Annotated in this window: 25 protein-coding genes and 1 pseudogene; 11 read left to right on the top strand and 15 right to left on the bottom strand. The window is 70.7% G+C overall.

Translation table 11 applies throughout. The annotated features are described in order from the left end of the window. Positions 1 to 149 precede the first annotated feature (149 nt). Both Prum_RS24305 and Prum_RS24300 read left to right on the top strand, forming a co-directional pair. Positions 150 to 1,259 carry a GNAT family N-acetyltransferase gene (locus Prum_RS24305; protein ID WP_173078581.1) on the top strand — a complete coding sequence of 370 codons (1,110 nt, stop codon included), beginning with the start codon at positions 150 to 152 and terminating at the stop codon, positions 1,257 to 1,259. Then, positions 1,256 to 2,323, top strand: a complete 1,068-nt coding sequence (locus Prum_RS24300; RefSeq protein ID WP_173078580.1) for a GNAT family N-acetyltransferase — start codon at positions 1,256 to 1,258, stop codon at positions 2,321 to 2,323. Before Prum_RS24305 ends, Prum_RS24300 begins: the two co-directional genes overlap by 4 nt. On the opposite strand, the gene hpf is transcribed toward Prum_RS24300, so the two are convergent. The 7 genes and pseudogenes from hpf to mtrA all read right to left on the bottom strand — a co-directional run bounded on the left by hpf (position 2,296) and on the right by mtrA (position 8,103). Continuing rightward, positions 2,296 to 2,934 (bottom strand): ribosome hibernation-promoting factor, HPF/YfiA family, encoded by a 639-nt coding sequence (gene hpf, locus Prum_RS24295; protein ID WP_173078579.1) that lies wholly within the window; start codon positions 2,932 to 2,934, stop codon positions 2,296 to 2,298. The genes Prum_RS24300 and hpf overlap by 28 nt on opposite strands. Positions 2,935 to 3,176: 242 nt before the next feature. Then, complete coding sequence (locus Prum_RS24290) at positions 3,177 to 3,884, bottom strand: ComF family protein (RefSeq protein ID WP_173078578.1); 708 nt, start codon at positions 3,882 to 3,884, stop codon at positions 3,177 to 3,179. 6 nt (positions 3,885 to 3,890) lie between these two features. Further along, positions 3,891 to 4,022 carry a hypothetical protein gene (locus Prum_RS53885; RefSeq protein WP_281368961.1) on the bottom strand — a complete coding sequence of 44 codons (132 nt, stop codon included), beginning with the start codon at positions 4,020 to 4,022 and terminating at the stop codon, positions 3,891 to 3,893. Continuing rightward, positions 3,971 to 4,885 carry an LpqB family beta-propeller domain-containing protein gene (locus Prum_RS55165; protein ID WP_371871384.1) on the bottom strand — a complete coding sequence of 305 codons (915 nt, stop codon included), beginning with the start codon at positions 4,883 to 4,885 and terminating at the stop codon, positions 3,971 to 3,973. The genes Prum_RS53885 and Prum_RS55165 overlap by 52 nt, the downstream gene beginning before the upstream one ends. Further along, positions 4,840 to 5,220 (bottom strand): annotated as a pseudogene (locus Prum_RS55160) (GerMN domain-containing protein); the annotation flags it as partial. The pseudogene Prum_RS55160 and the gene Prum_RS55165, both read right to left, overlap by 46 nt. Before the next feature lie 500 nt (positions 5,221 to 5,720). Continuing rightward, on the bottom strand, positions 5,721 to 7,400 hold the full coding sequence (gene mtrB / locus Prum_RS24275) for an MtrAB system histidine kinase MtrB (RefSeq protein WP_371871258.1): 1,680 nt from the start codon (positions 7,398 to 7,400) through the stop codon (positions 5,721 to 5,723). Positions 7,401 to 7,413: 13 nt separating this feature from the next. Next, positions 7,414 to 8,103 (bottom strand): MtrAB system response regulator MtrA, encoded by a 690-nt coding sequence (gene mtrA / locus Prum_RS24270; protein WP_173078575.1) that lies wholly within the window; start codon positions 8,101 to 8,103, stop codon positions 7,414 to 7,416. 119 nt (positions 8,104 to 8,222) lie between these two features. Here mtrA and Prum_RS24265 point away from each other — a divergent pair, with 119 nt between their 5' ends. The 5 genes from Prum_RS24265 to Prum_RS24245 all read left to right on the top strand — a co-directional run bounded on the left by Prum_RS24265 (position 8,223) and on the right by Prum_RS24245 (position 13,273). After that, positions 8,223 to 9,053: a hypothetical protein gene (locus tag Prum_RS24265; RefSeq protein ID WP_246278067.1), complete on the top strand. Its 831-nt coding sequence runs from the start codon at positions 8,223 to 8,225 to the stop codon at positions 9,051 to 9,053. Next, positions 9,050 to 9,661, top strand: coding sequence for a DUF4129 domain-containing protein (locus tag Prum_RS24260; RefSeq protein ID WP_173078573.1), 612 nt, complete (start codon positions 9,050 to 9,052; stop codon positions 9,659 to 9,661). The genes Prum_RS24265 and Prum_RS24260 overlap by 4 nt, the downstream gene beginning before the upstream one ends. Positions 9,662 to 9,813: 152 nt before the next feature. Then, positions 9,814 to 11,028 (top strand): DUF4350 domain-containing protein, encoded by a 1,215-nt coding sequence (locus Prum_RS24255; protein WP_246278610.1) that lies wholly within the window; start codon positions 9,814 to 9,816, stop codon positions 11,026 to 11,028. After that, positions 11,025 to 11,993: an AAA family ATPase gene (locus Prum_RS24250; protein ID WP_246278066.1), complete on the top strand. Its 969-nt coding sequence runs from the start codon at positions 11,025 to 11,027 to the stop codon at positions 11,991 to 11,993. Before Prum_RS24255 ends, Prum_RS24250 begins: the two co-directional genes overlap by 4 nt. Then, entirely contained in the window at positions 11,993 to 13,273 is a 1,281-nt protein-coding gene (locus Prum_RS24245) for a DUF58 domain-containing protein (protein WP_173078571.1), read from the top strand. The genes Prum_RS24250 and Prum_RS24245 overlap by 1 nt, the downstream gene beginning before the upstream one ends. 69 nt (positions 13,274 to 13,342) lie before the next feature. On the opposite strand, the gene Prum_RS24240 is transcribed toward Prum_RS24245, so the two are convergent. Both Prum_RS24240 and Prum_RS24235 read right to left on the bottom strand, forming a co-directional pair. Then, positions 13,343 to 14,095 (bottom strand): type IV toxin-antitoxin system AbiEi family antitoxin, encoded by a 753-nt coding sequence (locus Prum_RS24240; RefSeq protein ID WP_246278065.1) that lies wholly within the window; start codon positions 14,093 to 14,095, stop codon positions 13,343 to 13,345. A gap of 260 nt (positions 14,096 to 14,355) precedes the next feature. Further along, positions 14,356 to 15,297: a stage II sporulation protein M gene (locus Prum_RS24235; RefSeq protein ID WP_308785437.1), complete on the bottom strand. Its 942-nt coding sequence runs from the start codon at positions 15,295 to 15,297 to the stop codon at positions 14,356 to 14,358. A 16-nt stretch (positions 15,298 to 15,313) separates the two neighbouring features. On the opposite strand from Prum_RS24235, the gene Prum_RS24230 reads away from it, so the two are divergent. Continuing rightward, on the top strand, positions 15,314 to 16,321 hold the full coding sequence (locus Prum_RS24230) for an RDD family protein (protein WP_246278064.1): 1,008 nt from the start codon (positions 15,314 to 15,316) through the stop codon (positions 16,319 to 16,321). A 9-nt stretch (positions 16,322 to 16,330) separates the two neighbouring features. Here the strand turns inward: Prum_RS24230 and efeB are convergent, their stop codons facing one another. Genes efeB through efeU form a run of 3 tightly spaced genes read right to left on the bottom strand, consistent with a single transcriptional unit; the run spans position 16,331 to position 19,604 of the window. Further along, on the bottom strand, positions 16,331 to 17,575 hold the full coding sequence (gene efeB, locus Prum_RS24225) for an iron uptake transporter deferrochelatase/peroxidase subunit (RefSeq protein WP_173078567.1): 1,245 nt from the start codon (positions 17,573 to 17,575) through the stop codon (positions 16,331 to 16,333). A gap of 8 nt (positions 17,576 to 17,583) precedes the next feature. After that, positions 17,584 to 18,714 carry an iron uptake system protein EfeO gene (efeO, locus tag Prum_RS24220; protein ID WP_173078566.1) on the bottom strand — a complete coding sequence of 377 codons (1,131 nt, stop codon included), beginning with the start codon at positions 18,712 to 18,714 and terminating at the stop codon, positions 17,584 to 17,586. Positions 18,715 to 18,728: 14 nt separating this feature from the next. Next, the gene (efeU, locus tag Prum_RS24215; RefSeq protein WP_173078565.1) at positions 18,729 to 19,604 is read right to left on the bottom strand and encodes an iron uptake transporter permease EfeU; all 876 of its coding nucleotides are present in this window, start codon (positions 19,602 to 19,604) and stop codon (positions 18,729 to 18,731) included. 229 nt (positions 19,605 to 19,833) lie between these two features. Between efeU and Prum_RS24210 the strand changes: the two genes are divergently transcribed. Continuing rightward, complete coding sequence (locus Prum_RS24210) at positions 19,834 to 20,454, top strand: DUF6082 family protein (RefSeq protein ID WP_173078564.1); 621 nt, start codon at positions 19,834 to 19,836, stop codon at positions 20,452 to 20,454. Between the two features lie 59 nt (positions 20,455 to 20,513). Here the strand turns inward: Prum_RS24210 and Prum_RS51820 are convergent, their stop codons facing one another. Next, a complete protein-coding gene (locus Prum_RS51820) occupies positions 20,514 to 20,699 on the bottom strand; it encodes a DUF397 domain-containing protein (protein ID WP_281369129.1) in 186 nt (61 codons plus the stop codon). Between the two features lie 57 nt (positions 20,700 to 20,756). Beyond that, positions 20,757 to 21,608, bottom strand: a complete 852-nt coding sequence (locus tag Prum_RS24200; RefSeq protein ID WP_173078562.1) for a helix-turn-helix domain-containing protein — start codon at positions 21,606 to 21,608, stop codon at positions 20,757 to 20,759. A gap of 161 nt (positions 21,609 to 21,769) precedes the next feature. Here Prum_RS24200 and Prum_RS24195 point away from each other — a divergent pair, with 161 nt between their 5' ends. After that, the gene (locus tag Prum_RS24195; RefSeq protein ID WP_173078561.1) at positions 21,770 to 22,081 is read left to right on the top strand and encodes a hypothetical protein; all 312 of its coding nucleotides are present in this window, start codon (positions 21,770 to 21,772) and stop codon (positions 22,079 to 22,081) included. A gap of 78 nt (positions 22,082 to 22,159) precedes the next feature. After that, positions 22,160 to 22,315 (top strand): hypothetical protein, encoded by a 156-nt coding sequence (locus Prum_RS24190; protein WP_173078560.1) that lies wholly within the window; start codon positions 22,160 to 22,162, stop codon positions 22,313 to 22,315. A gap of 28 nt (positions 22,316 to 22,343) precedes the next feature. On the opposite strand, the gene ahcY is transcribed toward Prum_RS24190, so the two are convergent. Then, entirely contained in the window at positions 22,344 to 23,837 is a 1,494-nt protein-coding gene (gene ahcY, locus Prum_RS24185; protein ID WP_173078559.1) for an adenosylhomocysteinase, read from the bottom strand. Positions 23,838 to 24,058: the final 221 nt, after the last annotated feature.

Raw genomic sequence — 24,058 nt, 5'->3', positions numbered from 1 at the left:
CCTTGGAACAGTCTGCCGAACCATCGTAGGCGCACCATCGGGGCAACTGTCAGCCACGCCTCCGGCCGATCGTGCTGAAGCGGACATAACGCACGGCCGAGCACCGAATTAGGTTACGCCACGCGCGAACCCTCCCAGACAATGACCATGTGCAGCCGAAAGCAGAGGGCCTACACCTCCGGCACTGGCGGGCCGACGACATCGACACGGTCTACCGGGCCTGCCAGGATCCGGCCATCCAGCGGTGGACCGGGGTCCCGTCGCCCTACCTGCCCGAACACGCCCGCGAGTACGTCACCGCGGTCGCCCCGGCGGGGTGGCAGGACGGCACGTCCGCCCATTTCGCGGTGACCGACGCGCAGACCGACGAGCTGCTCGGCTCGTGCGGCCTGCCCTCGATCGACCGGGTACGCCGCTCGGCGGAGGTGGGTTACTGGGTGGCGCCGTGGGCCCGTGGCCGGGGCGTCGCCACGCGGGCCACCCGGGCGGTGTCCCGCTGGGCGTTCGACGAGCTCGGCATGAAGCGCGTGATCTGGCAGGCGGAGATCGGCAACCACGCCTCCCGCCTGGTCGCCCGGCGGGCCGGGTTCCGGATCGAGGGCTACCTGCGGCTCGCCGACGCCGGGCAGGAGGCGTGGGTCGGCTCGCTGCTGCCCGGCGACCCGACCGAGGTGGACGTCCCGGAGCTGGAAGAGCAGCGGGCGGCGATCTTCGGAGCGCCGCAGCCGCGCCTGAGGTGCGGGCCGCAGCCGCGCCTGGACGGCATCCTGCGCGCGCCGGACGAGCGCGACATCGACGCCATGGTCGCCGCCTGCCGGGACCCCGAGACCGTACGTTGGACGACCGTGCCCAACCCGTACGAGCGGCGCCACGCCGAGGACTTCGCGCTGCGGGTCACCGCGGCGAAGTGGGCCCGCGGCGACGGCGTCGTGTACGCGATCACGGACCCGCACGACGCGTGGGTCGGCTCGATCGACCTCAGCCTCGCGCCGACCGACCCGTACGCCGGCGAGGTGGGCTTTCTGGTGGCGCCGGAGTCGCGCGGCCGGGGGTACGCCGTGGCCGCGCTCCGGGCGCTGGCCGAGTGGGGCTTCGACGAGTTGGGGCTGGCCCGGATCGTGTGGAAGGCGCACGTCGGCAACGTCGCGTCCCGCCGGGTGGCGGAGAAGGCGGGGTTCACGATCGAGGGCACGCTCCGCGGTGACCTCAACCACCGCGGCGAGCGCAAGGACGCCTGGGTGGGCGGGCTGACCAGGTGATCCACCTCCGCAAGTTCCGCGAGGCGGACACCGATGACCTGGTCGCCAGCCAGGACAACCCGCGCTACGCCAGGAGCGACGCGCTGCACTGGATCACCTTCGGCGCCCCGGCGGCCTGGGCCGCGGGCGGCGCGGCGTACGCCATCGCGGACCCGGCCACCGACCGCCTGATCGGCGGGGTGGGCGTCGGCCGGGTGCTGCCGGAACGCGGCCAGGGCGAGGTGGACTACTGGGTCGCGCCCTGGGCCCGACGGCGCGGGGTGGCGACGGCCGCCGCGAAGGCGGCGTGCGGCTGGGCGTTCGAGCGCGGTTTCAGCCGCCTGGAGCTGCTCGCCGACCTGGCGAACGGGCCGAGCCAGCGGATCGCGCTCGCAGCCGGATTCCAGCACGAAGGGGTGCGACGGAACTCCGGCGCCGGCCGGCATGATCTCGCCGTCTGGGCCCGGCTCGCGGACGATCCGCCCGGACCGACCGCGCGGCTGCTGCCCGACCTGCCGGGCGGCGCGCTCACCGACGGCGCGGTGACGCTCCGGCCGGTCGGCCCCGGCGACGCGGACTTCCTGCACGGGCTGATGTCCCTGCCCGACGTGGCCGGGACCAGCCTGCCGCCGGTGGTGCCGGACCGCGAGGAGATCGAGCTGCGCTGCGCGCGTGCCGAGGGCCACTGGCTCGCCGGCGAGCGGCTCAGCCTGGTGATCGTGGACGCCGCCACCGGCATCCCGGCTGGCGAGCTCGGCCTCTACTACGACGACCCGCGCACGGCCGAGGCCACGATCGGGTACGCCATGCTGCCGGCCTGGCGAGGCCGCGGCATGCCCACGCGGGCCGTGCGGCTGCTGGCCCGCTGGGCGTTCACGGAGGCGGGCATCGGCCGGTTGAGCGCGGGGACGCTCCCGGGCAACGCCGCCTCCCAGCGGGTGCTGGAGAAGGCCGGCTTCCGGCGCGAAGGCTACCTGCGCGGCCGGTTGCCGGGCATCTCCCGCACCCGCGTCGACGATGTGCTCTTCGGCCTACTGGCCGAAGACCTCGCGCGGGTTCAGGCGGCTAGGGCGATGATCCCGTAGTCGTAGCCCTTGCGCCGGTAGACGACGCTCGGGCGCCCGTTTTCCTTGTCGAGGAACAGGTAGAAGTCGTGCCCGACGAGCTCCATCTGGAAGAGCGCGTCGTCGACGGTCATTGGCTCGCCCGGGTGCTCCTTTTCCCGGACGAGGTGCCACGGCTGGTCGTCGTACTCCTCAACCGTGTTGACCGGACCGCCCCTGCCGTTCGCGGACGGTGCGGGCTCGACGTCGGCGGCGGTGGACTCGTTGAGCCACGCCGTGGGCAGGCCCGCCGTCGCCGCGGCGACGGAGACGGGCGTATGCCGGCCGCGGTGCACCCGCCGCCGGTCGGCGGCGCGGCGCAGCCTGGTGTCGAGCTTGGTGATCGCGCAGTCGAGCGCAGCGTAGAAATCCTGGGCGCACGCCTCGGCCCGTACCAAAGGGCCTCGGGACACGACGGTGATCTCTACGCGCTGGCAGTAATCGGACTGTCGCGGGTTTCGTTCGTGGAATAATTCGACGTCGACACGGATGAGCTTCTGGTCGTAACGCTCGATCTTGGCGAGCTTGTCGCCGACGTGCACTCGGTAATGATCGGGCACTTCGACGTTGCGCCCCTTGACGACGATGTCCACGCGTGACCTCCCCACGATGGTTCTGTGGTGACGTCACCGGCCCTTGCCGGATGACGATGAAGGAACGTGCCTCCTCTCCGGCCGTGCGGGCGACGACGGTTGCGATCGCCCTTCCGGTGGCTGAACCAATGGTCATACCCCGGTGAAGACGACGCTAACTCTTGCGCGGCCAGTAGTCACCCCTCCTAGCCAAGACCGTTTCGGGAAGATTCGCTCAGATAGCACGTTCGGGTGAAGAGGACCTACTGCCCGTAACGGAGACGCGTCGCAGCGATCACCGAAGCGCCGTCCACGGGTATATCGATGGCCGCCAAACAGCGTGCCACCGCGGCCAGCGTCACGCCGGTCGTGACGATGTCGTCCAGGACGACGACGCGCCGGCCGGCCGCCGCGCGCCGCAGCGCCGCCGCCCGCCCGGCCCGCAGCCGGAACGCCGATTCCGCCGCCGCGGCCCGCCCGGCCGCGTCCAACTCCGCCGAGTCCGGCTTCGGCAACGCCCGCAGCGGCCGGGCCACCGCCGTGGGCCAGCCCGCGCGCCGCAACCGGTCCGCCGCCCGCCGGGCCAACCGCCCCATGTGATCACCATGCCGGGCCCGCGCGGCCCGCGCCGTCGTCGGCACCGGAATCAGGAGTACGCCCAAGGGGTCCCCGCCGGCCGCAGAGGCGATCACATCGGCGAGCAACGCGCCCAGTGGCACGGCCAGCCCATGGCGCCCGCGTTCCTTGTAGGCGAGCAGCACCTCGCGCAGCACCCCGTCGTACGGGCCCAGCGCGGTGCACGGGGGCAACCCGGCCGGCACGGGTGTCGGCGACGTCGGGCCGGGGCGCAGGTCCTCCAGTTCCGCGGCGCACTCCGCACAGACGCCGTACCGCAGCGGCACCCGCTCGGCTTCGCAGCCGGCGCAGGCGGCGGGCAGTACGAGGTCCACCAGCCCGGCCATGCTGCGCATCGCCGCTCAGCCCATCAGGAAGAACGGCGCGGTGGCGCCGCCCTGTGGCGCGTCGGCCGGGGCACCCACCACCTCGCTCGCCTCGATCAGCTTGTTTTCCCCGTCGAGGTCGTACGACGAGTCCTCGCGGGCGTACATGACCATGGCCGGGGTCGGCCCGACGACGAGCGGGCTGCGCGGGTACGCCACCAGATGCGTGATCTGGCTCGGCTCGGTCTGCTGGTCCTCGATGATCCCGCCGTCCAGGCTGACCTGCCGGACCGCGATCTTCCCTCTTTCATGTCGCGCCCGGCCAAGACGACCTTGGTCTCCCCGCTCCAGTCGACCCCGGTGACGTCGGTCAGCCCGGCGCGTACCTCCTGGGCGCCCTGCACCTCCACGCCGCCGTCCTCACGAGTCACGGTCGCCACGTACGCCTTGCCGCCGGCCACCACCGCGATCCGGCGCCCGTCCGGCGCGACGCCGACGTCCGCGATCGGCCCGGCGATGCCCTCCACGTCGACCTTGGTGAGCACGGCGTTGTTCAGCGCGAACCGGTACAACTCCCCGTCCGCCACGACCAGCCCGGTGTCCAGCGGTGCCTTGAGCCAGACCGGGCGCCCCATCCGCTCGTACGTCCGGGGTCCCGTCGCCAATGGCCCGCCCGCGTCGCCGTACCCGGATCCGACCCGCAGCCGGAAGCGCTGCCCCTGCTGCTGGACGACGAGCGCCGTGGCCAGCAGGACCCCTGGCCGGTGGGCTCGCGCGCGAGAGCCGCCGCGGCGATGTTCTGGTTGACGCCTTCGCCGAGCAGGACCTTGGGCAGCGGAGCGGTGCCGCCGTTCGGCGAGCTTGCCAGCCGGTAGATCTTGCCCTGGTAGATCGCGAACCGCTCCGGGGTCTCGATGAGCAGATGCGCCGGGTTCGCGGCGAGATAGTCGTTGTCTTCGACGAACGCCTTGTTCGCTTGCCCGTCGATCCTCAGCTCCAGGTCGGTGCGCACGTACGGCTGCAGGGACCACAGCAGCTGCCTGCCGAGCCGGTCGATGCTGGCCTGTCCCCCGTCGCCCTGAGCGGCCTCCGCGTTGAGGCCGATCTCCAGCCGGTCGTCGGCGGAGTCCGGCACGTTCTGCGTCCGGTCGGTGCCGTTCGGCAGCGGGCGCACGCCGGGCAGGAGCCAGGGCGAGGGTCCACCCTTGATCATCATGTCGAGGATCTCGGTGGGCTGGCCCTCCAACGAGATCGCGCGGGGCACATAGCGGGCGTCCGGCACCAGCACCCGCTCGTCGGCGCTCCAGAAGTAGAGCGTCCGCTGCTCGTAGTAGTTGTTCAGGGCCTCGGAGCTGAGCAGCGCCACATCCGGGGCGTCCTTGATGATGACCCAGCCGGCGGTGCCCTCCGCCACGCCGATCGTGAAGCTGTACGAGCTGGTCGTCTGCGTCGCCGGGCCGATCTGGCCGAACGCGTTGAGCACCCCGACCTGCTCGACCTTGAGCGTGACCTTGGAGGCGCCGCCCACGAGGGCGATATCGGTGCTGAGCACGTGCACGACGTGGATCGCGACCGCCTCGCCGGGCTTGTCCTTGATCCGGTTCTGGAGGTTGGGCGCCAGGAACTTCTGCACCCGCGCGTACGCCTTGTCCGCCTCGCCCGCGGCCGCGCTCAGGTAGTACTGGACGAATTCGGGCTCGGTGGCGGCGCTCTCCCGTTTCGGCGGCTCGAGACCGACGGCACCGCTGGTCGCGAGCCCGGGCTCCGGCCCCTCGCCCACCGTCCGGACCTCGGTCTCGTCGGGGATGCCACAGCCGGCCAGCCCCGCGGCGAAGGCGGCGGCCAGGGTGAGCGCGGAGCGCCGGTTCACGCGGTCACCTCGACGGTCGGGCGCTGGTCGGGCGCCGGGCCAGGCACCGCGTCCGCCGGCACGAGCCGCAGCGGCGACGAGGTGAGCCGGTCGCCGGCCCGTACCGGGAGGGTGAGCCGGAACTGGGCACCCTGGCCCAGTGCGCCCCAAGCCTCCAGCCAGCCGCCGTGCAGCCGGGCGTCCTCCAGGCTGATCGACAGCCCGAGACCGGTGCCGCCGGTCTGCCGCGCCCGCGACGGGTCGGCCCGCCAGAACCGGTTGAACACCAGCTTCTCCTCGCCGGGGCGCAGCCCCACGCCCCGGTCCCGTACGGTCACCGCCACCGCGGAATCGTCCACCCCGAGCGTCACCGCCACCGGCCGGCCCTCGCCGTGCTCGACCGCGTTGCCGACCAGGTTGCGCAGGATCCGCTCGACCCGGCGCGGATCCACCTCGGCGATCACCGGCGTGTCGGGCACGCTCAGCTCGATCGGCACGCCGGCCCGGCTGCTCACGCCGTCCAGCCGGTCGACGACCCGGCGCACCACCGGCACCAGGTCGGTCGGCTCGGCGTCCAGCATCGCGAACCCGGCGTCGAACCGGCTGATCTCCAGCAGGTCGGTGAGCAGGCTCTCGAACCGGTCCAGCTCGGCCTGCAACAACTCGGCCGAGCGGGCCACCGCGGGGTCGAACTCGTCGCGCTCCGCGAAGATCAGGTCGGCGGCCATCCGCACGGTGGTGAGCGGGGTACGCAGCTCGTGCGAGACGTCCGAGGTGAACCTCCGCTGCAGCCGCGACATCTCCTCCAGCCGGACGATCTGGCGCTGGAGGTTGGTGGCCATCTGGTTGAACGACGCGGCCAGCAGGGCCAGATCGTCTTCGCCGTTGACGGCCATGCGCTGGTCGAGCAGGCCGGCGGACAGCCGTTGGGCGGTACGCGCGGCGACCCGGACCGGGTTGACGACCAGCCGGGTGACCAGGGCGGCCAGCACACCGAGGAGGATCACCAGCGCGAAGCCGGTGAGCAGCACCATCGCGCGGATCTGCACAGCGGTCTGGTCTTCGGTGGTGAGCGGGACGATGTAGTACAGCTCGACCTGCCCGAAGCCGGTCGGCACCGGCGAGCCGTACACGAGGTATTTGGTCGGGCCGGCGCCGAGGTCGTGGGTCCGGATCTGCCACGCGACCTCGTGTCCGTCGACGACCTTGGCCTGCAGCTCCGGCGAGATCAGCGGCGACACGTTGGCCGCCTGGACGGTCGCGGTCTTGAGGCTGGGCACCTGGCTGGCGGTGATCGCCACGATCGCGCCGCCCTGGCCGGGCCCGCCCCGGGACAGCGAGCTGGCGGTGCGGTTGAGCGTGGTCTGCACGGCGGCGCTGAATGGCTGGTTGTAGATGCCGAGCTGCTCGGCCGCGTACTCGGCGTCCACCTTCACCTGGGCCCGCGCGTTCTCCTCGGTGCGCTGCAGCAGGATGTTGGTGCTCTGCGTCGCGACCAGATAGGCGAACGCGCCCACCAGCAGGCTGGACGCGACCAGCGTGATCGCGACGACCCGGAAGTGCAGCGAGCGGCGCCAGGTGCCGCGCATCGGGGCGGCCAGCACCGCGGCCCGCCGCGCCACCGCGTGCCAGCGCCGCCGGGCAGCCGCCAGCGCCCGCGCGGACAGCGCGGATACGGAGGTAGCGGTAGTTTCCACGGCCGGACCCAGGCTATCCGGTGCCCGCCTTGTAGCCGACTCCGCGCACGGTCAGGATGATCTCCGGCCGCTCCGGATCCGGCTCGATCTTGGCGCGCAGCCGCTGCACGTGCACGTTGACCAGCCGGGTGTCGGCGGCGTGCCGGTAGCCCCAGACCTGCTCCAGCAGCACCTCGCGGGTGAAGACCTGGCGCGGCTTGCGGGCCAGCGCCACCAGCAGGTCGAACTCCAGCGGCGTGAGCTTGACCTCCTCGCCGTCGCGGCTGACCGTGTGCGCCGGCACGTCGATCGTGATCTGGTTGCCGGGCGGACCGATGGTCAGCAGCTCCGGGGCGGCGTCCTCGCCGCGCCGCAGCCGGGCCCGCATCCGCGCCACCAGCTCCTTGGGCTTGAACGGCTTCACCACGTAGTCGTCGGCGCCCGACTCCAGGCCGAGCACCACGTCGACGGTGTCGCTCTTGGCGGTGAGCATGACGATCGGAATGCCGGATTCACCACGAATCGACCGACATACGTCTATTCCGCTCATTCCAGGCAACATCAGGTCGAGCAGCACGATATCGGGCCGGCTCTCCCGGAACGCGGCCAGCGCCCGCTCTCCATCGGCGACGAACGACGGCAAAAAGCCCTCGCTGCGCAGCACGATGCCGAGCATCTCGGCAAGCGCAGGATCGTCGTCGACTACCAGTACCCGAGCCCTCATGCGTTCAATATTCCACCTCGCGTCCGATCCGTGGGACCGGCCCTCACCTGGGGTTATGACAAACCGGACGATCAGGCCATGGGTACGCGATGCCGGCCGACCCGTGCCAGGATGGCGCAGTGCTGCCGCTGCGCCCGCTCACCGTCGGCGAGCTGCTCGATGCCGCGGTGTCTCTGCTGCGCGGGTACGGCCGGGTACTGCTGCCCGTGGCGGCGGTGCTCGCGGCGGCCGAGCAGGCGTTGCTGGCCCCGCTGCGGCGGGCCGCCGGCGCCGAGCCGCCCGCGTACCTGCCCAACTTCCCGGAGTTCGATCACCTGGGGATGTACTGGGTCATGCTCGCGACCGGCGCGGCAACGGAGGTCACGATCATCGCGCTGCTGGGCGGGCTGACCTCCCGGGCCGCCGCAGCGGACGTACTCGGTCAGCGGCTGCCGGCCCGGCAGCTCCTGCATCCGCGCGGCGGCCGATTCGGCGCGGTGGCCGTGATCGCCGTCGGGGCCGGCGCCGCGACGTTCGCCGCCGCGCTCGCCGGGCCATTCTGGTTCCTCGCGTACGGCCTGCTCGGGCTCGCCGTGCCGGCCGTCGTACTCGATCGGTTAGGGCCCGGCCGGGCGCTTCGGCGCGGCACGGCGCTGGCGTGCCGCGCGGGCCTGCGGGCCGGCGCGATCCGGGTGCTCGGGTACGTCGCGTGGCTCGCCATCCGGGTCGCGCTCGGCGTGGGCGCGCTGGCCGCGCTCGACGGGCTGCACCTGGGCGGCGCGGAGTGGACCGGGTGGATGAGCGCGCTCGCCTGGCTGCTCGTCAACACCGTCGCCTACCCCACGCTGGCCTGCCTGGACGCGGTGCTGCACCTGGAGACCCGGATGCGCACCGAAGGGCTCGACATCCTGCTGGTCCGGGCCAGCCGGCGCGGCACGCTGACGCCTGCGTTGCTCGGAGTGGTCCGTTGACGCGCTGGTGGACCGAGTCGGTGGCGGCTCTTGGCGACGTGGTGCCGCTGCCGATCGCGGCGCTGCTCCTTCTCCTGGCGGCTTCGCTGGCCGCGGCCGGCTGGTACTGGTGGCCGCGGTGGGTGCCGCGCCGCCTCCCCCGCTGGCACCTGCCCTGGGTCCGCCTGCGCCGGCCGCGCCTGCGCTGGCTGCTGCGACTGCTGCGGCCCCGCTGGCCCTTCCGGCGCCGGCGCCGTGCCCCGGTGACCGCCGACCCGGCCGCGCCCGCCCAACCCGGCGACGACGAACTGCCCGACCTGCCGGCCGCCGCGTTCGCCTCGCTGGCCGACCGGCTCGCCGCCCAGGGCCGGTACGCCGAGGCGGTCCGCGAGCGGCTCCGCGCGATGGTGCGCGAGCTCATCGAGCGGCGCGTCGTCGAGCACCGTCCAGGTTGGACGGTCACCGAGCTGGCCGGCGCCGCGGCCAAGGCCCGGCCGGTCGTCGACGAGCCACTGCGCGAGGCCGGCGGCGTCTTCTCCGACGTGTGGTACGGCCAGCGCCCCGCCGAGGCCCGGCACGACGACCGGATGCGCGAGCTCGCCGACCAACTGCACCGGGCTTTGTCATGAAACGACGATGGCACCGGAGCCGACAGAGTCCGAGGCTTGGCGCGGAGCGACAAGGCCGGAGTCTGTCGGCTGCCGGGGCCAAAGCGAGCGAAGCGAGCCGGCGGGCGCGGCACCGGTTCGCCATACCGTTCGGGATCGCGGCGCTGTTGCTCGTGGTGACCGGCGTGTCGTACGCGGTCGAGGAGCCCGACCCCGGCGACCCGGCGTTCCTGAGCCCGACCAGCGACGCCGACATCGGTGGCCAGCGCCTGGCCGAGGCGCTGCGGGCCCGCGGCATCGAGGTGCAGCGGGTGACCCGTTCGATCGACGCCCGGATCGCCGCGCGCGCCGGGGACACGACGCTCTTCGTGCCGGCGCCCGACGCGGTGCATCCGGCGTACCGGCCGTTCCTCCGGCTCATGCCGCAGAGCACGCGCCTGGTGCTGGTCGACCCGTCGCGGCGCACCCTGGATGACGCCGGCATCGAGCTGACCACCGGCGCCCGGCGGTGGGCGGCCGAGGCGGTCCCGCCGGATGACGGTGGACCGTGCACAGTGGACGAAGCGCGAGCGGCGGGCGTCGCGGCGGCACTGCGCCAGCGCTACATCGGCGACGGCGACCGCTGCTACGGCGACGGCGTGGTACGCCAGCGCACGTTCTTCGCGGAGGTCGTGGTGGTCGGCGCCAACGACCCGTTCCGCAACGACCGGATCGGCGAGCACGGCAACGAGGCGCTCGCCACCGCCCTGCTCGGCACGAAGTCCCGCGTGGTGTGGCTCGACCTGCACGAGGTGGAGCCACCGCCGGATACGGCGGACGGCCCGGGTTCGGCGACCGAGGGCCCGTCGCAGGCCGGCCAGTCGCCCGAGGGCTCGTCCGGGCCCGGCCGGCCCGGATCCGGGTCCGGCTCGTCCGGCGACGGGCAATCCGGCTCCGGCTCGTCGGGCGAGGAAAACTCCACCGCGGACCGTCCAAATCCATTGTGGAACGCCTTTCCGCCGTCCTTCTGGGCGTTGCTGGTCCAGTTGGCGTTGGCCGCGCTGGTGTTCGCGCTGTGGCGGGCCCGCCGGCTCGGGCCGCCGGTCAGCGAGCCGCTCCCGGTGACCGTCCGGGCCGCCGAGACCGTCCTTGGTCGCGGGCGCCTGTACCGGCGGGCGAAGGCGCGCGGGCCGACCGCCGGCATCCTCCGGGCCGCCGCGCGCGAGCGGATCGCGCAGTCGCTCGGACCGGACGCCGACCTGGTCGACGCGGTGGCCGCCCGGACCGGACGGGACCGGGACGAGATCGACGCACTGCTGTACGGTGCCAGCCCGGAGACCGATGACGAACTGCGGCGGCTGCACGCCGACCTGGATGCGTTGGTGGATTCACTAAGGAGTGCATGGTGACCCAAACGGCGGGATCCGACGAGGCCCGCGCCGCCCTGCACCGGCTGCGCACCGAGGTGGCCAAGGCGGTGGTCGGGCAGGACGCCATCGTGACCGGCCTGCTGATCGCCCTGCTGTGCCGCGGCCACGTCCTGCTCGAAGGCGTGCCCGGCGTGGCGAAGACCCTGCTGGTGCGCGCGCTGGCGGCCGCCCTCGACCTGGACGCCAAGCGGCTCCAGTTCACTCCCGACCTGATGCCCGGGGACGTGACCGGCTCGCTCATCTACGACCCGAACAGCGCCGCGTTCGAGTTCCGGACCGGGCCGGTCTTCACCAACCTGCTGCTGGCCGACGAGATCAACCGCACCCCGCCGAAGACCCAGTCCGCGCTGCTGGAGGTGATGGAGGAGCGCCAGGTGTCGGTGGACGGCACGCCGCGGCCGCTGCCCGAGCCGTTCATCGTCGCGGCCACCCAGAACCCCATCGAGTACGAGGGCACCTACCCGCTCCCCGAGGCCCAACTCGACCGGTTCCTGCTCAAGCTGGCCGTGCCGCTGCCCAGCCGCGACGAGGAGATCGGCGTGTTGCGGGCCCACCACAACGGTTTCGATCCGCGCGACCTCAAGGGTGCCGGCGTGCAGCGGGTGGCCAGCGCCGCCGACCTGGCCGCCGGGCGGGCCGCGGTGCAGCGGGTCGGCGTCGTCGAGCCGGTGCTCGGCTACATCGTCGACCTGTGCCGGGCCACCCGGGTGTCGCCGTCGCTGGAGCTGGGCGCCTCCCCGCGCGGGGCCACCGCCCTGCTCGGCGCGGCCAAGGCGTGGTCCTGGTTGGCCGGCCGCGACTACGTGACGCCCGACGACATCAAGGCGGTCGCCCGGGCCACCATGCGCCATCGGGTACGCCTGCGCGCGGAAGCCGAACTGGAGGGCGTGACCCCGGACGCCGTGCTCGACGGGGTCCTCGCCACCGTGCCGACGCCCCGCTGATGCTCACCTGGCGGGCCGCCGCCCTGCTGGCCTTGACCGCCGGCACGCTGCCGCTGTGGCAGTCGCCGTGGGTGGGCCTCCTGGTCCTGGCCGGCGGGGTGGCGCTGCTGTCCCTTGTGGACTTCACGCTCGCGGCGGCGCTGCGCGACCTCGCCCTGAGCCGGGACGGCGCCCGCACCGTACGGTCCGGCGAGACGGCGACGGTCTCCCTGCGGGTGCGCAACGGCTCCACCCGCCCGCTGCGCGCCGAGATCCGGGACGCGTGGGTCCCGTCGGCCGGCGCGACGCCGTACTCGCACCGGGTGGTGGTCCAGCCGGACGAGAGCGCCGTGCTGGACACGACGCTGACGCCGACCCGTCGCGGCGACCGCCCCGCCGTACGACTGACCCTGCGGTCGTACGGCCCGATGGGGCTGGCGTTCCGCCAACGGGCCGGACGGCCGGAGATGCCACAGTGGACACTGCGCGTGCTGCCGCGCTTCGACTCGCGCCGCTTCCTGCCGGAAAAGACGGCGCGGCTGCGCACCCTCGAAGGCGCCACGGTGACCCGCGGTCGCGGGCAGGGCACCGAGTTCGACGTGCTCCGCGAGTACGTCATCGGCGACGACGTACGCTCCATCGACTGGCGGGCCAGCGCGCGCCGCTCCGACGTGCTCGTACGCACCTGGCGTCCGGAGCGCGACCGCCGCGTGGTGTGCGTGCTCGACACCGGCCGCACGTCGGCCGTACTCGTGGGCGCCGAACCACGGCTCGACGCGGCGATCGACGCCGCGGTGCTGCTGGCCGCGCTCGCATCCCGGGCGGGCGACCAGGTCGACCTGCTCGCGGTCGACACCGCGGTCCGGGCCAGCGTGTCGGGCGGCCGGCACGTGCTGCTCCCCAGGCTGGTCAACGCCTTGGCGCCGCTGCAACCGTCCCTTGTGGAGACTGACTTCGAACTGGTCGTCGGCGAAGTGCTGCGCCGGGAGCGGAAACGGGCGCTGGTCGTGCTCTTCACCGCCCTGGAGCCGGGCGCACTGGGCGAAGGACTCCTGCCCGTCCTGCCGAGGCTGGCCACACGCCACAAAGTGCTAGTGGCCGCCGTCCACGACCCCCTACTGCGGGACCTGACGTCCGACCCCTACCTCCACGCCGCCACCCTCCGCACACTCTCCGAACGCACCCGCGTAAAACACGCCCTGACAAGACACGGCGTAGAAGTCCTAGACGCCCCCGCCGACACCTTCCCCTCACTCTTAGCCGACACATACCTACGCCTAAAACGCACCGGCGCCCTCTAACCCGTCGATCTTGGAGTTGTCATGTCGGGATGCCCGATATGGCACCTGAAAACCCCAAGATCGGCGGGTTTAGGTCAGCGCCCCTCGCAAGACCGTCACCAGGTGCTGGGGGCGGCGGTAGAGGTCCACATCGGTGAAGTAGCGCATTCGCCAGCCCTGCGCGACGAGCCAGTTGTGTCGCTCGCGATCCCGGCGGGCCACCACACGGTCGAGATGAGATACGCCGTCGTATTCCGCGCCGACCCGCCTGCGGCGCCAGCCTAGGTCGAGGTAGTAGCGCACGTTGCCGTACTCGTCGACAACAGCCACCTGCAGCTCCGGGCGCGGTAGCTGACCATCGATGATGACCAGACGCATCTGGCTCTCCTGCCGGCATTGAGCGCCCGGGTCGGCGAGTGACACCAGCTCTCTGACCTGGCACACACCGCGGAGCCTTTGATGCAGCGCGACCTCTGCCGCGAGGTCGTCCGTGGTGCAACCGCCGAGGCGAAGCGCCCCATCGAGCACCGGCAATGCATCGAGCCTGCGGCTTGTCCGGGCCAGATCGACCGCACATCGCGCGGCCGGGACGCAGGGGATGCCGTGCACCATCACCGGCTCGACCGGCCGTACCGTGTCGTAGATCTTGACGCCCCGTACTTGTGGTCGGGCTAGTCCCGCAGGTACGAGGATGTGCACCTGCGGTGACAGCGGCGCGAATTCGCCGAACCCGTGGAGCCGTGCCGCGGTCTGCCGACACGCGACGGCCTCCGGCGGCAACCGAAGGAAGAGCGCGCGGAGACGGGCCACGTCGTCATGGGCGTTGCTGGGCGCGAGGTACACGCCGTGGAAGGGTCGAGCGAGTTGCCGATCGTCCGCCCGCCAACGGATCTGGCCCTCGCTGAGGCCGGACTCGCGGAGATCTCGGTATCGCCACGCTTCTGCCATGGGAGTCGAGGATTACGGCGACCACCCCGGCGCGCGACCCCGCACCCCGGTACCTGTGGACAACGAACCCCACTGTGGACAACGTTCGTACGCATGTCCACCCCGTCGATCTTGGGGTTGTCAGGTGCCATATCGGGCATCTGAACCTGACAACTTCAAGATCGACGGCCGAGGATGGCGATGTACCCGAGGAAGGCTAGCCAGGCCAGCGCGCCGATGGCTACGCGGAATACCGTGGGGAGGGGGGACGGGGTTACGAAGGCTTCGATTACGCCGGCTACCGCGAAGACGCACACCAGACCCAGGGCCACTAGCATGCCGCTGCGGCCCGCCTCGGCGACCGCCCGGCCGCGGGTGCGGTGCGGACCCGGGGCGATCCAGGCCCACCCGATCCGCAGCCCGACCCCCGCCGCGACGTAGATGCCGGTCAGCTCCAGCAGGCCGTGCGGGGTGATCAGCCCGAAGAAGAGGTCGCCCCGGTCGTACGAGAGCATCACGCCGCCGACCACGCCGACGTTGAGGGCGTTGTTCCAGAGCAGCCACAGCGTCGGCACGATGAGCACGCCCGAAGCCAGGCACTGCGCCGCCAGCCAGGCGTTGTGGGTCCACAGGTGAAAGGCGAACGCGGACGGCAGGTGCTCGGTGTAGTAGCCGGCGAACCCGGACTCGACCAGTTCCGCCGCGGCGTCCTCGCCGATGAACGCCGCCGCGCTCTCCGGATGCCCGGCCACCCACCACATCAGGAACCCGGTGAGCACGGTGGACAGCGCGCCGACGCCGGTCCACCATGGCCACGCCCGGTACACGGCGACCGGGAAGCTCTCCGTGAAGAACCGGCCCACCTCGCGCCGGGAGAAGCGGCTCCCGCCGGTGATCGCGGCGCGGGCGGAGAGCACCAGGCGGGACAGGCGGGCGACCAGGGCCGGGTCAGGCGACCTGCTGCGTACGACGGACAGGTGGGTGGCCGCCCGCTGGTAGAGCGCCACCAGTTCGTCCGCCTCATCCGCCGACAGCCGGTGACCGCGCGACAACTGCTCCAGCCGGCGCCACTCCCCGTCGTGCTCGGCGACGTACGCGTCGAGGTCCACGCCCGACATGGTGTTCACTGGTCGGGTGAACGCGCAAGTGCCCGGCGTGGTGAGCGGCGAGGCGGTCGAGCTGGAGATAAGGGCGGCCCGGGTCGGATCCCGGGTCCTCGCCCTGCTCATCGACATCGCCGTGCAGGTGCTGATCGCGCTCGTCCTGCTCTTCGTGACGGTCATGACGCTGTCGATGGTGCCGGCGGTCGACCCCGCGTTGGAGGGCGCCCTGTTCACCGTGGGTACGGTGCTGGTGCTCGTCGGTTACCCGGTGCTGTGCGAGACGTTCAGTCGCGGGCGGACGGTCGGCAAGCTCGCGGTGGGCCTGCGGGTGGTCCGCGACGACGGCGGGCCGGTGCTGTTCCGGCACGCCCTGACGCGTGGGCTGGTCGGCGTCGCCGTCGAGTGGCCCGGCCTCGTGTTGCCGCTGGTCACCTGGGTCGCGAGCATCGCCACCATGTTGGGCAACCCGCGCAGCAAGCGCCTGGGCGACCTGGCCGCCGGCACGATGGTCATCCACGAGCGCACGCCGGCCTCGTGGGGCTGGGTCCCCGGCATGCCGCTGCCGCTGGCGACCTGGGCGGCGACGCTGGACCTGACCGGGCTGGACGACGACCTGGCGCTGGCCGTACGCCACTTCCTGGCGCGCGGACACGGCCTGGCCGAGCCGGAGCGCAGCCGCCTCGGGCGGGCGCTGGCCGCCGAGGTGGCCGCCACGACGACGCCCCCGCCACCGCCGGGGGTGCCGGGGTGGGCATACCTGGCGGCCGTGCTGGCCGAGCGGCATCGGCGGGCGGCCCACCGGCTGGCCCGCGCCCGGTCAGTCACCGCCACCCTGTGGCCGGGACTGGTCAGCCCGCGGCGCGGCGTCCCGACCCAGCTCCGGCCACCGGCGCCCGCCCGGCCCGGCGAGCCGCAGAACTGGCCCACCGAAGCCTGGCCCGACCCGCCGTGGCAAACGCCGTCACTGGACCCCGTGGACTGGACCGGCCTACGCCCACCGCCCGTGGCGAGCGCGTTGCGCCGGTCCGCCCCGGACTAGAGATCCGCGCTAGGCGAAGAGGGCGCGGCCCCAGAAGTCGCCCTTCTCGGCAACGCCGCCGGGGCAGGCCCATAGGGCGCTGGAGACGTGTCTGATGTATTCGTTCATCACGTCGTTGCGGGCAAGCGCCAACTGGACGGGCACGAACTGCTTGTGTGGGTTGCGCTGGTACGCGATGAAGAACAGGCCCGCGTTCAGCCGGCCCAACCCGTCCGAGCCGTCGACGAAGTTGTAGCCGCGCCGCAGCAGCCGCGCACCGGCGTTCTGGTCCGGGTGGGCCAGCCGTACGTGGGCCACCTCCCCCACCACGAGCTCGCCGTCGGCGCCCTTCACGGCGAAGTCGGGCTCGTCGAACTCGTCCTTCTTGCCCAGCGGCGCGCCCGAGCCCTTGCTCCGCCCGACGATCGCCTCCTGCTCCATCAGCGAGGTCCGGTCCCACGTCTCGACGAGCATCCGGATCTTCCGGGTCACCGCGTACGACCCACCGTCCATCCAGGACGGACCGTCGCCGGACCGGGCCCAGAGCCACTCGCGCAGCAGCGCCTCCTCCTCGGCCTTCAGGTTGGCGGTGCCGTCCTTGAAGCCGAAGAGGTTGCGCGGTGTCGCCTGGTCGCGCGAGGTGGACGACGTACGCCCGAAGCCGAGCTGCGACCATCGCACGCTGACCACGCCGAAGCCGATCCGGGCCAGGTTGCGTACGGCGTGCACGGCCACCTGCGGGTCGTTGGCGCACGCCTGGACGCACAGGTCACCACCGGAGATCTCGGCCTCCAGCGCGTCACCGGGAAACTTCGGCAGGTCGGCCAGCGCGTCCGGGCGCCGCGCCGCCAAGCCGAACCGGTCGACGCCGTCGGCGTTCCGGAAGAGTGACGGCCCGAAGCCGATCGTCAGCGTCAGTCCGGACGCCGGCAGGCCGATGGCCTCACCGGTGTCGTCGGGCGGGGCCTCGGGGATGCCGGCGACCGCGCCGATGAGGCCGGCGTCCCGGCCGGCGGTCATCCGCGCTGCGGCCTCCGTCCACTCCCGGAGCATCTCGACCAGCCGGTCCCGGCTCTTCGTGACCACGTCGAACGCGACGAAGTGCAGCCGGTCCTGGGCCGGGGTGACGATGCCGGCCTGGTTGGCCCCGTAGAAGGGGACGGCGTCGGAAGCCGCGGACGCCGGAGAGTCGAACGCGTTCCGGGCCACCAGGGCGCCGCCCGCGACCCCGACCACGCCGGCACCGCTGAGCGCGATTGCCTTGCGACGGTTCATCTTTCCACCTACTTCGCTACGACGGCCGCGACCTTGCTGATCGGTTCGGCGAGCGCGTTGATGGCGTCGGACAGCTCTTTCAGCTCGGCCTGGGTGAGCTGGTTGTGCAGCTTCCAGCCGTCGCCCGCTCGGTGCTTGGCGAGCGTCGTGTCCACATTGGCGAACTCGGTGTCGAGCGTCTTGACCAGATCCGGCGCGCGCTCCTCCAGGACCGGCCGCAGCGCGGCGATGGCCGCCTTGGAACCCTCCACATTGGCGTTGAAGTCCCACAGGTCGGTGTGCGAGTAGCGGTCCTCTTCACCGGTGATCTTGCCGGTGGCGACCTCGTCGAGCAGTTCCTTGGCGCCGTTCGCCAACTGCAGCGGGGACAGCTTCTCCGCGTTCGCCTTGGCCACGATCTCGTTCACGTCGGCCATCAGCTTGTCGGCCATCGGGCCGGACTTGGAGATGTCGCCGGTCACCCACAGATCCTTCTCGATCCGGTGGAACCCGGTGAACTCCATGCCCTCCTCGATGACCTCTTCGCGCCCGTCGATCTTCGGGTCCAGGTCACCGAAGATCTCGGCGACCGGCTCGATCCGCTCCCAGTAGGTACGCGCGATCGGGAAGAGCTCCTTGGCCTTGGCCACGTCGCCCGCCTTGACCGCGGTGACGAACTCCTGCGTCTTCTCCAGCAGCGCGCCGGTCTGGCTCTTGACGTACCGCTGGTAGCTTTCCGTCGCGGCGGCCAGCGCCGCGTTGTCGGTCAGCGGCGCCGCGGACCCACTCACCTTGAGCGGCCCGCGGATGCCCTTGCCGATCATGCCGGGCTTGCACGCCGTCTCGTACGTGCCCGCGGGCAACTCCACGTGCAGTTCCCGGCTGAGGCCCGGCGCGATGTTCTCCACCTCGCCCATCACCCGGTCGCCCGCGGCGTAGACGTAGAACTCGGTCACCTTGACGCCCTTGTTGGTCACCTTGAACGTCACCGTGCCGGCCGCGACGTCGGTCGTGGCCACCTCGCAGAGGCTGTCGGTCGCGTTGACCGTGATCGGGCCGCCGGCCGCGGCCTCGTCGCCCGAGTCGTCGGAACAGGCCGCGAGAGCGCCGCCGGCCAGGACGCCGGCCGCGGCGAGAGCAAACAAACGGGGGGTACGCATACTTCGGTTCTCCTTCAGGCGGCCTGTTGCGCGGGCGCGGGAGTCTCAGGGGCCGGCTTGGGCGCGGCGGGGCGCCGTCCGGGCAGCAGGAAAAGCACCAGCACGGGTACGGCGTACGCCACCCACGCCACGACCTCCAGCACACTGGGTGCCGGGGTGATGTTGAACATGCCGGCGAGCAGGGCGGCGTACCAGGTGCTCGGGTCGAGCGTGCCGCTGATGTCGAACGCCAGCGTGTTGAGCCCCGGCAGCACGCCGGCCTCCTGGAAGTCGTGCACGCCGTACTTCAGGATGCCCGCGGCGATCAGCACCAACAGCACACCGGTCCAGGTGAAGAAGCGGGTCAGGTTGATCCGTACGGCGGTGGCGAAGAGCAGCACGCCGATGACGATCGAGGTGAGGATGCCGCCGAGGATCGCGAGCAGCGGCCCGGTGTCGCTGTCCGCCCCCTGCACCGCGGCGAAGAACAGCAGCGCGGTCTCCAGCCCTTCGCGGGCGACCGCGAGGAAGGCGAACAGGACCACCGCGACCGGCCCGACCGCGATCGCGCGTTCCAACCCCTCGCGCAGCTCACCGCCGATGGAACGCGCCGCGCGGCGCATCCAGAAGATCATCCAGGTGACGAAGCAGACCGCGGCGACGGACGTGATGGCCTCGAAGAGCTCCTGGTCGCGATAGTCGGCGAGCAGGCTGGTCCGGGTGTACGTGAGAAGCGCGCCGAAGCCGACCGACAGCGCCACGGCCACACCGACACCGAGGCCCACCCAGGGCAGCCGGTTACGCCGGTCGGATTTGACGAGGAACGCGACGAGGATGCTGACCACCAGCGTGGCTTCGAGGCCCTCGCGGAGGCCGATCAGATAACTGGCGAAGAGCGGGCTGTCGCTCATGCTGAGCTCCGAGGTCGTTAGGAGCCCCTTACTTAGGGCAGCCACACCTTCCCTCGCCCAACACCGCCACGTCAAGTCGGTGAGCTGTGACGCGCACCGCGCTCACCAGCAACTTTGGACTCTATCAAGATCGTTTAGAGGCGTACGTCGCCCCGCCCGGACGGCCACACCATCGCCGGCGCCGCGGCTACTCTTCTCCCACCCCGCACCCGTGAGGTCAGGTGATCCCGTGAAGTCACGCCGCTTTAAGCCCGAATTCATTACTTTGCCCCGCTTTCACGGCGGCCTCCTTGCCTCGATGGCATTATTCATCGCTGTTGTTCTTCTGATCATCTTTTCGCCGCTTGCGTTACAGATGCTGGACGACGACGGAAGAGACTGGGAACGTTTGAGCCTTATCGGCCAGTCCTACGGGGCGATTTCCGCAGTGCTGGCCGCCGCAGCGGTGGTCGCGGTCGCACTCACCTTGATACTGCAGCAACGGCAGATACGTGACGCTCGGCGGCTCGCAATCCGCCAATTTCACACCAATCTCTTGGCGATGGCGATAGAAGACCCCGAACTGCTACAGGCGTGGGGGCAGTTTCACCAACCAGAGGGCACCGCACCACGGCTGACCGTATATACGAATCTGGTTCTCAACTACTTCGTTTTGCTGCACCAGACAGGCACCGCAGACCTGGATGAGATCAGGTTGCACCTGAAGTTCATGGCGACAAGCGAATGGGCCCGTAACTACTGGGAAAGCACGGCCGACATCTGGGCCACCGCCTACTCGGGAAAGTCCGGCGAGATAGTAGACGTCTTCGCACAAGAGCTAGGCCGACCTGCTCAACGCTCAGAAACCTAGTCTCGGCGGGTTCGAGTCGAGGCGGTCCCACAAGAACCGCCTCGAACCCCAAGCTTTAGCTATGCAGTACGATCGAAATTTCCGGCTCGAAGAGAGTCCACGAAATCACGCCACGTCGCGGCGCGGAACTGAAGAATTGGGCCTTCAGGGTCCTTGGAGTCGCGCATAGCGATACCATCGGACATCGTCGCAATCTCGACACACTGGCCATTCCCGGCACTGCGGGTGCTCTTGCGCCAGTGCATCGACTTTTCGACAGACGCAGACATTGCGCCTTTCCTCTCTTCAAACTAACGAAGTAGTTATTGATTGTCACGCACAACCGCGTTGATGAACTCCACCGACCTGCGTGGATTCAGCGCGGCCGCACGTAACGCCTCGAAGCTCATCCAGTAACTTCGAAGCTCATCCTGCCGGCTACGGAACACGCCGCCCGTCATGCCTTCGCAGTAAACGAGCGGATGATCCGAGTCGCCGGAGAATTCCAAGATGACGAACGAGCCGGCCAAAGCCCGATGGGCACCGGCCGAGAAGGGGAGCACGTAGACCGTGATCATACTTCGTTCGTTCGCTTCGACCAGGCCGGTCAGTTGGCGGCGCATGATGTCTGGGCCACCGATCTGCCGGCGCAGCACGGCCTCATCGAGGATGACGGACAGCTTCGGCGGCGGATCGCGCGTCAACACGGCCTGACGCGCCATTCTTACCGCCACCCGCTGACTGTGCACCTCCTCGTCCTCGTACACACCATCGGCTTGGATCACCGCGCTGGCGTACTCGGCGGTCTGCAGCAGGCCCGGCACGATTTGGGCCTCATAGTTGTAGATCCCGGTCGCTTCGGCCTCGAAGCCGATATAGGTCTCGTACGCGTTGGGGAGGACGTCGCCGTACGCCTCCCACCACGCGCGCTGCCGGGACTGTCCCGCGAGCGCCCGGATTCGTGCCCGGCCATCCTCGGCGACGCCGTACGCCTCGAGCAGCCGGTCCAGGTCCTTGGGCCGGATGCCCGTGTGGGCGGTTTCGATGCGACTCAGTTTGGAGTCTGACCAGCCGAGCTCTCCAGCGACATCCGCGACCGTGCGGTCGGCTCGCAAACGCCTGAGCTCTGCGCCCAGTTGCCGCCGCAAGGTGGTCGGGCTCGGCTTCACTGCCATCATGCACACCGTACACGCAAGAGTGCCTCACAGGATGCAACAAGTTGGCCTCAGATGCACTTGCATCTGCCAGGCACAACATGCACTCTGAAAACAGGCAAGGCGACAACGACGTCGACGAGCAGCCACATCGAGTCCCACGAAGACCGAGGGAGGCAGCCGTGTTGGACGAGCAGACCCTGGCCGCAGAGCTTCCTGACCTGCCCTGGCAGCTACGTCTCGGGTTGGTGTTCGTCGACGAGAAGCCGACGGTGTTCGCCCTTTACCGGCGTGCCACCGGCGAGACCGCCGGCAAGGTCACCGCCTGGCTGATCGCCCTGCCCGGCGACAACGCGGTGCTACTCCCCGTCGACGGCGACGCGTCCACGCGGCCGATCCTCACCACCCTGCACAACGTCCGGCGCCGCTGGCTGCGGCTCTACGAGTCGGAACTTGTACAGGTCGTGGGACCGCAGGCGCAGCACATGGTCTGATCGGAGGTGTCAGGACTGGACCGGCGGGTCAGGTGGCGGCAAACACCGGCCCGCCGCTCCTTGCGTAGCGTGGTGGGTGTGAAGGCGTTTCTTCCCTGGCTCGCGGTGCTCGCGGTCATCATCGTTCTCAACGCGCTGAAACTGCGCTCGCTCGCGACCGCGGTGGCCGTGACCTGGTTCGTCTACTGTGTCTGGACCTGGGTACGCCCAAGAAAACGAGATCGGGCCGGCTGACCGCCGGCCCGATCCTGTTACGCGTTGCTCAGTAGCGGTAGTGGTCCGGCTTGAACGGGCCCTCCACCGGCACACCGAGGTACGCCGCCTGCTCCTTGGTCAGCTCGGTCAGCTTCGCCCCGAGCGCGCCGAGGTGCAGCCGGGCCACCTTCTCGTCCAGGTGCTTGGGCAGCGTGTAGACGCCGACCGGGTACTGGTCGAGCTTCGTGAACAGCTCGATCTGAGCGATCGTCTGGTTGGCGAACGAGTTCGACATCACGAACGACGGGTGCCCGGTGGCGTTGCCCAGGTTCAGCAGCCGGCCTTCGGACAGCACGATGATCGAGTGACCGTCGTCGAAATTCCACTCGTCGACCTGCGGCTTGATGTTGATCCGCGTGACGTCGTCGCGCTTCGCCAGGCCGGCCATGTCGATCTCGTTGTCGAAGTGGCCGATGTTGCCCACGATCGCCTGGTGCTTCATCCGCGCCATGTGCTCGGCGGTGATGACGTCGTAGCAACCGGTCGCGGTGATGAAGATGTCGGCGGTCTCCACGACGTCTTCGATCGTGGCCACCTGGTAGCCGTCCATCGCCGCCTGCAGCGCGCAGATCGGGTCGACCTCGGTCACGATGACCCGGGCGCCCTGGCCACGCAGCGACTCCGCACAGCCCTTGCCCACGTCGCCGTACCCGAACACCACGGCGACCTTGCCGCCGATCAGCACGTCGGTCGCCCGGTTGATGCCGTCGATCAGCGAGTGGCGGCAGCCGTACTTGTTGTCGAACTTGCTCTTCGTCACCGAGTCGTTGACGTTGATGGCTGGGAAGAGCAGGGTGCCGGCGGACTGCATCTCGTACAGCCGGTGCACGCCGGTGGTGGTCTCCTCGGTCACGCCCTTGATGCCAGCCGCGATCCGGGTCCAGCGCCGGTTGTCCTCGGCCAGCGAGCGCTGCAGCACGCCCAGGATGACCGCGTACTCCTCGTTGTCCGCGGTCTCCGGCGACGGCACGGCACCCGCGTTCTCGAACTCGGCGCCCTTGTGCACCAGCAGCGTGGCGTCGCCGCCGTCGTCGAGGATCATGTTGGGGCCTTGCCCATCGGGCCAGACCAGCACCATCTCGGTGCACCACCAGTACTCGTCGAGCGTCTCGCCCTTCCAGGCGTACACCGGAACGCCGGCCGGCGCCTCGGGCGTACCCGTGGGGCCGACGACGATCGCGGCGGCGGCGTGGTCCTGTGTGGAGAAGATGTTGCACGACGCCCAGCGCACCTGCGCACCGAGCGCGACCAGCGTCTCGATCAGGACCGCGGTCTGGATCGTCATGTGCAGCGAACCGGTGATCCGCGCGCCCTTCAGCGGCTGCGCGGCCGCGTACTCCCGCCGGATCGACATCAGGCCCGGCATCTCGTGCTCGGCGAGCTGGATCTCCTTACGGCCGAAGGCCGCCAGCGAGAGATCGGCGACCTTGAAATCGCCCTCGGCGAGGCTGGTGGGGCGGGCCGCAGCCGACGCCCCCGGCGCCGGCAGAGTGCTGGTCATGAAAGCTCCTGTCGTACGCGTCTGTTGCACGGCCCACTACCTTACGCGGCCGTCGACGCATAGCGCGCGGGGCGGCGGGTAAAGAGCGGACTCTCCGCTCAACACCCGACCGCCCCGCGCATCCCCCCGGTTTGGTTCCCCCGCGCGTGACTCGGACCTTGGTCGCGATAACGCTGCGTGGTTACTAGGTTACACGGCGCTACCGACCCGTCAAGCCAATC

Source organism: Phytohabitans rumicis (assembly GCF_011764445.1).
Lineage (GTDB): Bacteria > Actinomycetota > Actinomycetes > Mycobacteriales > Micromonosporaceae > Phytohabitans > Phytohabitans rumicis.
The sequence above is the reverse complement of the archived record's forward strand: the minus strand, read 5'-3'. Positions and strand labels throughout refer to the sequence as shown.